Genomic DNA, 9,293 nt, shown 5'->3' on the forward strand with positions numbered 1-9,293 from the left:
CGCGCGCATCGAGATAGCTCGCCATGGCGGCGACCAGGGACCCCTTGTGCAGGGGGCCTGTCGGCGAAGGGGCAAACCGGCCGATGTAAGACGTCATGGTGCTCACGCATTGGAATAAAGCGTGAGTGTACGCCCGGCTGTATCGCTTGTCAGGTCAGCTGGACCGGCGCGTCGCCGTGAAGATGACGCCCCACGGTGTCTCCGGGCAGACTGATTTGGTGAGGTCCCAGCCATGGCGGGCGAGCAGGGCGCGGAAGTAGGTCTCCTGGAAACCGAGCTCCAGCCAGCCGTTCTTGCGGATCGCCCACAGCGATTCGCCATCCAGCCGCAAACCCCAGGGAATGGGAAAGTCGTCAGTGATCGGTTCGGCGGCGAACACTGCCTTGCCGCCTGGCGCAATGACGCGGTCGAGGCCGGCAATGAGTGACTGGTGGTCTGAGCAGTGATGGAAGCATTCGAAGAACAGCACTGCATCGAAGCGCCGCTCGAAGCGATGGATCATCGAAAAATCGCCCTGCATCGCGTTGACCTGCAGCGACTTCCTGCGCGCCCTCTCCCGGATAAGGTCGACGAAGTTCTGTTCGATGTCGACCGCCGTCACGTCGTAACCCATGCGCGCCAGCCACACCGTCGTATTGCCCCAGCCCGGCCCGAATTCCAGAATGGAACTCTTCGGCGGCAGATTGAGTGTGCGGATCAGGTGTCCGATGCTGATGATGTGGTTGCCCACCGTTTGCGGGCTCTCGGTATAGAAGGGGAAGGGGCGCGAGGCGGCGGACTGCACGTCGAATGCGGAAACTTCATTGGCCACCGAATACGGTTTTCCATGCAGCCATTCGTACAGCTTCATCTGCGCCTTCCGGTATTCAGCGGAATCGGGATCGGCAGGCAGCTCGAGCGGAAATTGCATCTGGAACTGGGTGAAGCCCTTGCGCAGTTCATCGTCGGAAATCGCTTCCGCCTTGTCCAGCATGCGCAGCATTTCGTCTACTTCTTCCAGCGTTGATACAACTCGCGGTCCGGTGTGGACAGGGGGCGGTGGTGCAGTTTCCGCTGGAGCAGGCGGTGGAACCAGCCTCGATTTGAGCCGGCTCACAGCGGGTGACCGACGGATGGAAGGAGGAACGTAGGGCCAGAGCCTGCGCGCAGCGCCAAACAGGAAGGACGGCATCATCGGGTTCATTGGGATGTTGATTTGTCCAAATTCCTTAGACTGCGTGGGCGCTTGTCTATTCATGTTGCGAAAAGTCAAACTTTTTGCATGCTGCAAACATGTTCAAGCCGACAATGCCCGCACGGGAGTCCTGTATACTTCGACTCTTTCGAGCGCCACGCTCGCCAGCGCCGCCAGAGCGCAGCCCGTCCCATACCGATATGCTGTCACCCAACAATCCCGACCTCGATCCCGACCTCCTGTCCGAAAAACTGAAGGTTGTTGCAGCAAACCGACGCCGCGACCAACCTTTGTTCATCAAGCCGAAGGCGGTCGAATTTGTCCCCGGCGTCGGCTATACCTACCAGACCACCGGCATCCGCGCCGTCATCAAGCGCATTCCGCTGCTCGGGCCGGTTGCTGTCGCAGCCAATCGCAAGTTGCGCCAGATCCGATCGCCCGGCCTGACGTGGAAACAGCGCGTGATGCTGGTGCCCGTGGTCGGGCCCGCGATCCACCTTGCCTACGCCATCCTGCGTCTGAATCGCATCCGGCACGAGATCGCGGTGCAGATGATCGAATTGCGCCAGGCACAGCAGGCCTCTCATGCGCAGACGAACCAGCGCATCGACCAGATCCTGTCGCTCGACATCGAAAACCGTCTTCGCCGTTACGATGCGCTCGACATCGGGACGCGCCTGAACCGGCTGGAACCGCGCGCGGACGCGATCGAGGAATCGCTGCGCGCAGTGTTCGCAGCGGATGCGGCGAGGGAAAACGCGCTTGCCGGCCTGCGCCAGGAGCTGCGGCGCTATATACAATCCGTCCCTTCAACTGCACCGCAGGGGCCGGCAACGGCGGCGCCTGTGACGAATCCAGGCTTCGACGCCGACACCTTCTACACCGAATTCGAACGCCACTTCCGCGGTTCGCGCGATGCCATCCGCGACCGCCTCAAGGTGTACCTGCCTTACCTCGCGCATTTCAAGGGCGAAAACGCGGCGCGCATCGTTGACGTCGGCTGCGGCCGCGGCGAATGGCTGGAGTTGCTTGGCGCGGAGGGTTTCAAGGCCACGGGCGTGGACATGAACCAGGCCATGGTGGCCGACTGCAAGGAACGCGGCCTGGATGCCGAATGCGGCGACGCGATCGCCTACCTGCGTCGCCAGCCGGAAGGCAGCCTCGCCGCCGTCACCGGTTTCCATATCATCGAGCACCTGCCGTTCGAAACGCTGGTCGCGCTGTTCGACGCCGCGCTGCATGCGGTGCGCAAGGACGGCCTCATCATTTTCGAAACGCCCAATCCAGAAAACCTGATGGTCGGCGCGTGCAACTTCTACACCGACCCGACGCACCTGCATCCCGTGGTGCCCGCCGTGGCTGAATTCATGGCACGCCAGCGCGGATTTGCGAAGGCGGAAATCCTCCGCCTGAACCCGTATCCGCCCAACATCCACCTGATCGAAGAAAACGAAGTGTCGCGCCGCGTAAACCAAGCCCTCTACGGCCCGCAAGACTATGCGGTCATCGCCTGGAAGACCTATGCGAATTAAGGCAATCCACCAATACAGCCCGTCCTGCGCGCCCGGCGACGGCGTGACGAACGGCATGTTCTTCACGCGCCGCCTGCTGCGCGAACTGGGATTCGAATCCGAGATCTACAGCGACTACGTGCCCGAGCCACTGGCAGCTGAGGTCAAGACCCTCGGCCAGTTCAAGCCGCAGCAAGGCGACCTGCTGTTCATGCATCACAGCCTCGGCCAGGACAATGTTGCGTGGCTGGACAACCTGACCATTCCCAAGGTCATGGTCTACCACAACATCACGCCTGTTCACCTCCTGCCGGTGGAAGGCGAAGTGCGCCGCCTCAGCGTGCTCGGCCGTCAGCAACTGGTGCAATGGGCGCCGGACTACATCGGCGCGATCGGTGATTCCGAATACAACAGCATGGAATTGCGCGAGGCGAATTACCGCAATATCGAGACCATCCCGCTGCTGGTCGATGCCGACATGATCCGGCACTCGCCGTGGGACCCAGCCTCGGTCGCTTCGCTGCACGATGCGATCAACCTGCTGTTCATCGGCCGCGTGTGCGAAAACAAGCGCCAGCTCGACCTGCTCGAAGTGCTGGCCGAACTCCAGCATTATTCCGACCAGCCGGTGCGCCTCATCCTCGCCGGCGGCATCAGCAGCAATACCTACCAGGAACAGATCTACGCGCGAATCCGCGAACTGAACCTCGAAGGCAGCGTGCTGATCGCGGGCAAGGTGCCCAACGAAACCCTGTTCGCACTCTACCGCGTCGCTGACGCCTTCGTCTGCATGAGCGAGCACGAAGGCTTCGGCATGCCGCTGATCGAGTCCATGCTGTTTGACGTGCCGGTCGTTGCGCGCGGCATCAGCAGCATTCCATACACCATGGGTGAGGGCGGCCTGATCCTGAAGAATGGCGACCCGCGTGAAGCCGCGACCGTCCTGCACACGCTGTTCACCGAACCCGGCCTGCGCCGCCGTGTGATCGACGGCCAGCGGCGCAATGTGGAACGCTTCGATTCGGACCACCTGCGCCGTCAGCTGGCCGACTACCTGGCCAAGCTGGACATCGCCTGCCCGAAACCGCCCGCGCCTGCGGACACCGCTGCGCCCAAGCCTTACCTGCAGATCGAAGGCCCCTTCGATTCCAGCTACAGCCTCGCCATCGTCAACCGCGAACTCGGCCGTGCGCTGTCGGCACGCGGGAACGATGTCGGCCTGCGCAGCATGGAAGGCAATGGTGACTTCAAGCCTGGCGACGCATTCCTCGCCGCCAATCCCGACTGCGCCGCGATGGCGCGCCGCGCGACCGACGCGCATGTGCCGCCCGACGTGGCGCTGCGTTTCTGCTATCCGCCGACCGTCAGCGACATGCCGGGACGGATGCGCGTCGTGCACTCCTACGGCTGGGAAGAAACCGGTTTTCCGACGGAATACGTCAACGCCTTCAACCGCAAGCTGGACCTCGTCACCGTGCTTTCTGGCGAAGTGGAAAAAATCCTGCGCGACAACGGCGTGCGCATCCCGATGGCGGTGACCGGCGGCGGCGTCGACCACCTGCTGAAGGTCAAGCCGCAGGCGCCGGACCTGAAGATGAAGGGCTTCCGTTTCCTGCATGTGTCCTCGTGTTTCCCGCGCAAGGGCGTCGACGCGCTCCTCGCAGCGTACGGCAAGGCGTTCCGCCAGAGCGACGACGTGTCGCTGGTCATCAAGACATTCCCCAATCCGCACAACGACGTGGAGCAGCAGCTCGCGCGTTTGCGCAAGCAGGACCCGCAATATCCAGACGTCGTGCTCGTCAACCGCGACTGCACGCAGGAAGAACTGGTCGGCCTGTATCAGGCATGTCATGCCTTCGTGGCACCCAGCCGCGGCGAAGGGCTCGGCCTGCCGATGGCGGAAGCCATGCTGTTCAACCTGCCTGTCATCACCACCGCTTGGGGCGGGCAGACCGATTTCTGCGACGACACGACGGCGTGGATGTGCGACTTCCAGTTCGCGCGGGCAGAAACGCATCTTGCAATGGCGCACTCCGTCTGGGCTGATCCCGACGTTGACCATCTCGCGCGCCTGATGTCCGATGTGCACGGCGCGAGTAATGAAGAGCGCCGCAAGCGCACCGTTCCCGCACGCGAGCGCGTGCTGCGCGACTACACCTGGGACCGCGTGGCCGAGCGAACCGAAGAAGCTATCACCGCGCTGGCTGCGCAACCTGTCTTCCGCCGCGAAGACCAGATCGGCTGGGTCAGCACCTGGAATACCCGCTGCGGCATCGCCACCTATACCGCCTTCCTGTCGGTGGCGCTCACGTCTGATCGCGTCACTATCCTCGCCAATCGCAATGTGGAAAAGCTCGGCGATGACGGCAACAACGTCATCCGTTGCTGGAGCACCGAGCGCAGCGAGACGCTGGACGACCTGTACGACACCGTCATCGCGCGCGGCCTGCGCGCGGTGGTCCTGCAATTCAACTACAGCTTCTTCACGCTGCCGGCGATGTCGCGCCTGATCCACAGGCTCAAGGATGTCGGCGTCGCGGTGCACTGCTTCTTCCACTCGACGCGCGACGTGATGCATGGCGACCAGCTGCTGTCGCTGTCGAGCATCGCCGATGCGCTGGCGCGCGCCGACCGCCTCTATGTGCACGGCGTGCAGGACATGAACGTCCTGAAAGGCTTCGGCCTCGTGCGCAACGTCGTCTTCTTCCCGCACGGCGTGCTGCCCATGCTGCCCGCACTGACACAGGAAGAACGCGCCGGACGCGGGCTGGAAGGCAAGAAGATCATTGCCGCTTACGGCTTCCTGCTCCCGCACAAGGGCATCCGTCAACTGATCCAGGCGTTCGCGAAGCTCGCCAAGGGCAATCCTTCGCTGCATCTCCTGCTGCTCAATTCACTTTATCCGTACATCGATTCCGAGGTCGAGAAACAGGAATGCGAAAAACTGATCGCCGACCTCGGCATCGGCAACCGCGTCACCTTCATCACCGACTTCCTGCCGGAAGCCGAGTGCCTCGCGCGCCTGCAGACGGCGGACCTGATCGTCTATCCGTACCAGCACACCCAGGAATCGGCCAGCGGCGCGGTCCGCATTGGTATCGCAGCGGGGCGTCCGGTGGCGGTGACACCGCTGCCGATCTTCGACGACGTGGCCGGCGCCGTCCACGTGCTTCCAGGCACCGAGCCGGATGCGCTGGCAAGCGGCATCAAGCGCCTTCTCGAGGATCACGCGGAGATTTCGCGTCAGACGGCCAAGACCCAGCAGTGGGTCGCTGCGCGCGAATGGGCATTGCTGTCGGTGCGGCTGCTCAATATCATCGACGGCCTTGCCAATCCGCTGACGCCCGATGCTCGGAACGCTTAGGCTGGTCCTCGCGCTCCTCGTCGCGTACAGCCACGCGGGCGGTGCCATCGCCGGGTTCAATCCCGGCGTGGTCGCGGTCGTGTGTTTTTACCTGATCTCGGGTTATGTAATGACAGGACTGCTGCGCGACCACTATCCGGACGCGCGGCGCATTCCGCTGTTCTATGTCGATCGCGCGTTGCGCCTGTTTCCGCAGTACCTGACGGTCGCCGGCCTGACGCTGGTGTGGTTCGTCACAATCGGCAGGTACACCGCCTTCCTGCAGCATGCGCCCGCATGGCCGGACCTCGTCAACAACCTGGTCGTCGTGCCGCTCAACTACTTCATGTACAACGGCACGGACAAGTTCACGCTGATTCCGCCGGCATGGTCGCTCGGGGCGGAGATCCAGTTCTACCTGCTTATTCCCGTGCTTTTGCTGTTCCGCTTGCGGATGCTTGCATTCCTGACGGGACTGGCCGTATTCGGTGCCGCCGCATGGGGCTACCTGCATACCGACACCTTCGGCTACCGCCTGTTGCCGGGCGTGCTGTTGTTCTTCCTGTTGGGATCGGTGCTCTACGATGCTCGCCAATCGAACCGTGGCGTCGCCATTGCCGCCGCCGGTATGCTGGCCGCAGTCGCGTTCGGCTTCGTGCTATCGCAATCCGGACACCTGATGTCGCCGTACAACCCCGAGACCCTGTTTGGCCTCGCCGTCGGATTGCCGCTGGTTCATTTCCTCGGCAAGCTGCCGCAGCAAACGTGGGACAACAGGTTGGGTGACCTGTCCTATGGCGTGTTCCTGAATCACTTCCTGATCCAGTGGGCGTTCGTGGGGCAGCCGCTAGGCGTGCGGCAGATGGTCGTGTACCTGACGGCAGCGATGATGCTGTCCGCGCTGATCCAGCGCCTGGTGGAGCGCCCTGTATTAAGGTGGCGGCGCAACCTGCGCACGCACTGAGCGCTACTTTCGCGGCTGGCGCTTCGGCGGCTTGATCACATAAGGCGGCCGCCCCTTGATCTCGTCATACAGCCGCGCAAGGTAATGCCCGATGATTCCCAGGCTGAGCAGGATCGCGCTTCCCATGATGACGATCAGCAGGTTCACCGTCGTAAAGCCGTCGAGCGCCTTGCCGTTGAACTTCTGCACCAGGCTCACGATGCCGATAATGGCGCCGAACAGCAGCGTCACCAGCCCGAGATAGGACACCAGCTTCAGCGGAAGGCTCGAGAAGCTCGTGATGTTGTTGATCGCATAGCGCAGCAGCGACAGCTTGCCCCAGTGCGTCGTGCCGCCATTGCGTTCGGCCACCGTGAACGGGATCTGCGCGCTCGGGTACTGCGCCCAGCCGATGATCGCGCGGAAGAAGCGGTGCCGTTCCGGAAAGGCGAGGTAGGCATCGATCACTTCGCGGTCCAGCAGCTTGAAGTCCGAATGCCCGCGCAGGTCCAGCTTTGCGAAGCGGCGGAACAGCCCGTAGAAGGCATGGGCAAACAAGCCCTGCGACACCGATTCGTTGCCGCGGTCCTGCTTGACTGCCTCCACCACGTACAGCCCCTGCCGCCACAAGGCCAGCATATCCGGGATGAGTTCCGGCGGATGCTGCAGGTCGCCGTCGAGCACCACAGCGGCGTCGCCTTGCGCATGCGCCAGCCCGGCCAGGATGGCTGCTTCCTTGCCGAAGTTGCGCGTGAAAGAGAGCGGGCGGATGCGTTCATCCTTTTGAGCCGCTTGCGCGATCTCCTCGGCCGTATTGTCGGCCGAGCCGTCGTCGACAGCGATCAGTTCAAGCGCGTACCAGTCACCCGCGGCTGCTTCCAGTATGGCGTGCAGGTTAGGGCGGACGATCGGGCCCTCGTTGAAGACCGGGACGACAAGACTGATCAGCGGCATCGCGCCTGCTTCGCGGTCCGGCCTGGCCAGCATGGAGTTCGTTGCGACGTTCATTGTGAAATTTTCTTCAATACGATGCCCGAGAGCCGCAGGTCGCCGCTGCCGGGGTAGAAGGTCCTGATTTCCAGCGGCAGCTTCGTGCCGTCCGAATCGAATTCGCCCTCGATGCGCGCCGGCACGCCGCCGGTTCCCTGCATCGGCCCCTTGCCGATCATGCGGCCGCCGCTCAGGGCGATGTCCCAGTGCCCGGCCTCTTGCGATGCATCCAGTTGGCTCGAGTAATCAATGGCGTAATGATAACGCCCCGGCGGCAGCGTGATATACGGCCCGTAAGAAAGGAAGCCCGCATTGCCGGGCGCCGCCGGCACCAGCATCCCGTCCTGCAACTTCCCTACCTGCGTGCGCAGCGCCTCGGCCGGCCATTCCGCGTGCGGCTTGAGCGGTGCGATCCGCCCGCCCTCGAAGCCTGCCCACGATCCAGTCATGCACACCACAGCAATGCGCCAGCGTACACACTCGCCTCGCGATGAAGCATCGCGGAATCCGATCGGCACGACAAATGGATTGGCGATATATTCTGCCGGCATGACATACAGCTGTCGTGCTATGAATCCGGCGTCAAATGCGCGACGGTTCGCTTCGCAATCCACATTCGGCCGCGCGATATAGCCGGTGTCGAGCAGCTTTCCGTACTCTGCCGCAAGGCGCTGGAAGAACCAGTACAGGTTGACATCGGCATCGCCACAGCCAAAGGCCGGGTAAATGTGCACTTTGCCCGCCAGTGCAATGACACCTGCCCAGCGCTCCAGGTCGCCGCTGGAAGGCGCCGATGCCTTCGCAATCACCCGCTCGCGCAGCAGTTGCACATCGGCCCATTGCAAGGGCAGGGCGATTGCCACGAGGACAGCGGCGAGGACCGACCGCCTTTTGAGAAGCGCCGCGAGCGCCGCGAACAACACCAGGTAACCCACCGGCCAGAAGAAACGCCCGCTTGCTCGGAAGGTTCCGGTGATGCGGTCGAACAGTGCGGGAAGAGGGAAGGACCACGCTTCCTTCATGCCGAAATACGCCGTGTTGGTGACTGCGTAAGCGCCAAACAGGCATAGCGTCACGATCAGGACCGGATAGCGGCGAATCGCAGCGGGGAGTTCGCGCAGGCCTGCAATCAGTCCCAGCGGAAGCAGCAGCAGGACGCCTGCGCCGAAGTAGTTATAGCCCTCGTACTGCCCGCCGGTCGCATCCGAAAAGCGGTATTCGCCGAACTGGTGCTTCAGCCCTTCCTCGGCGCAGGCGATCAGTTTCCCGCCGCAGAACGGCGTGTCCAGGGTGGCCGAGTAGTAGCCGTAGCCGAAGGTGGGCGTGCCGCCG

At 63.0% G+C, this 9,293-nt stretch carries 6 protein-coding genes and 1 pseudogene; 3 read left to right on the plus strand and 4 right to left on the minus strand.

Going from position 1 to position 9,293, the window contains the following annotated elements; translation table 11 throughout:
- Positions 1-97 (minus strand): annotated as a pseudogene (locus AYR66_RS30135) (tRNA glutamyl-Q(34) synthetase GluQRS); the annotation flags it as partial.
- A 57-nt stretch (positions 98-154) separates the two neighbouring features.
- Positions 155-982: a class I SAM-dependent methyltransferase gene (locus AYR66_RS17300; RefSeq protein WP_170942184.1), complete on the minus strand. Its 828-nt coding sequence runs from the start codon at positions 980-982 to the stop codon at positions 155-157.
- A gap of 392 nt (positions 983-1,374) precedes the next feature.
- On the opposite strand from AYR66_RS17300, the gene AYR66_RS17305 reads away from it, so the two are divergent.
- Genes AYR66_RS17305 through AYR66_RS17315 form a run of 3 tightly spaced genes read left to right on the plus strand, consistent with a single transcriptional unit; the run spans position 1,375 to position 6,992 of the window.
- Positions 1,375-2,706, plus strand: a complete 1,332-nt coding sequence (locus tag AYR66_RS17305; protein ID WP_170942185.1) for a class I SAM-dependent methyltransferase — start codon at positions 1,375-1,377, stop codon at positions 2,704-2,706.
- The gene (locus AYR66_RS17310; RefSeq protein ID WP_170942186.1) at positions 2,696-6,049 is read left to right on the plus strand and encodes a glycosyltransferase family 4 protein; all 3,354 of its coding nucleotides are present in this window, start codon (positions 2,696-2,698) and stop codon (positions 6,047-6,049) included. The genes AYR66_RS17305 and AYR66_RS17310 overlap by 11 nt, the downstream gene beginning before the upstream one ends.
- Positions 6,033-6,992 carry an acyltransferase family protein gene (locus AYR66_RS17315; protein ID WP_088708539.1) on the plus strand — a complete coding sequence of 320 codons (960 nt, stop codon included), beginning with the start codon at positions 6,033-6,035 and terminating at the stop codon, positions 6,990-6,992. The genes AYR66_RS17310 and AYR66_RS17315 overlap by 17 nt, the downstream gene beginning before the upstream one ends.
- Before the next feature lie 3 nt (positions 6,993-6,995).
- On the opposite strand, the gene AYR66_RS17320 is transcribed toward AYR66_RS17315, so the two are convergent.
- Positions 6,996-7,979: a glycosyltransferase family 2 protein gene (locus AYR66_RS17320; RefSeq protein ID WP_088708540.1), complete on the minus strand. Its 984-nt coding sequence runs from the start codon at positions 7,977-7,979 to the stop codon at positions 6,996-6,998.
- A partial coding sequence (locus tag AYR66_RS17325; protein ID WP_206047208.1) for a DUF6311 domain-containing protein occupies positions 7,976-9,293 on the minus strand: 1,318 nt, incomplete at its 5' end. The genes AYR66_RS17325 and AYR66_RS17320, both read right to left, overlap by 4 nt.

This window comes from Noviherbaspirillum denitrificans (assembly GCF_002211445.1).
Classification (GTDB): domain Bacteria; phylum Pseudomonadota; class Gammaproteobacteria; order Burkholderiales; family Burkholderiaceae_D; genus Noviherbaspirillum; species Noviherbaspirillum denitrificans.

Bases quoted from the DNA above. Each gene is read 5' to 3' on its own strand.
- AYR66_RS17315 (WP_088708539.1), top strand. From the start codon at position 6,033: ATGCTCGGAACGCTTAGGCTGGTCCTCGCGCTCCTCGTCGCGTACAGC.
- AYR66_RS17305 (WP_170942185.1), top strand. From the start codon at position 1,375: ATGCTGTCACCCAACAATCCCGACCTCGATCCCGACCTCCTGTCCGAA.
- AYR66_RS17310 (WP_170942186.1), top strand. From the start codon at position 2,696: ATGCGAATTAAGGCAATCCACCAATACAGCCCGTCCTGCGCGCCCGGC.
- AYR66_RS17300 (WP_170942184.1), bottom strand. From the start codon at position 982: ATGCTGCGCATGCTGGACAAGGCGGAAGCGATTTCCGACGATGAACTG.
- AYR66_RS17320 (WP_088708540.1), bottom strand. From the start codon at position 7,979: ATGAACGTCGCAACGAACTCCATGCTGGCCAGGCCGGACCGCGAAGCA.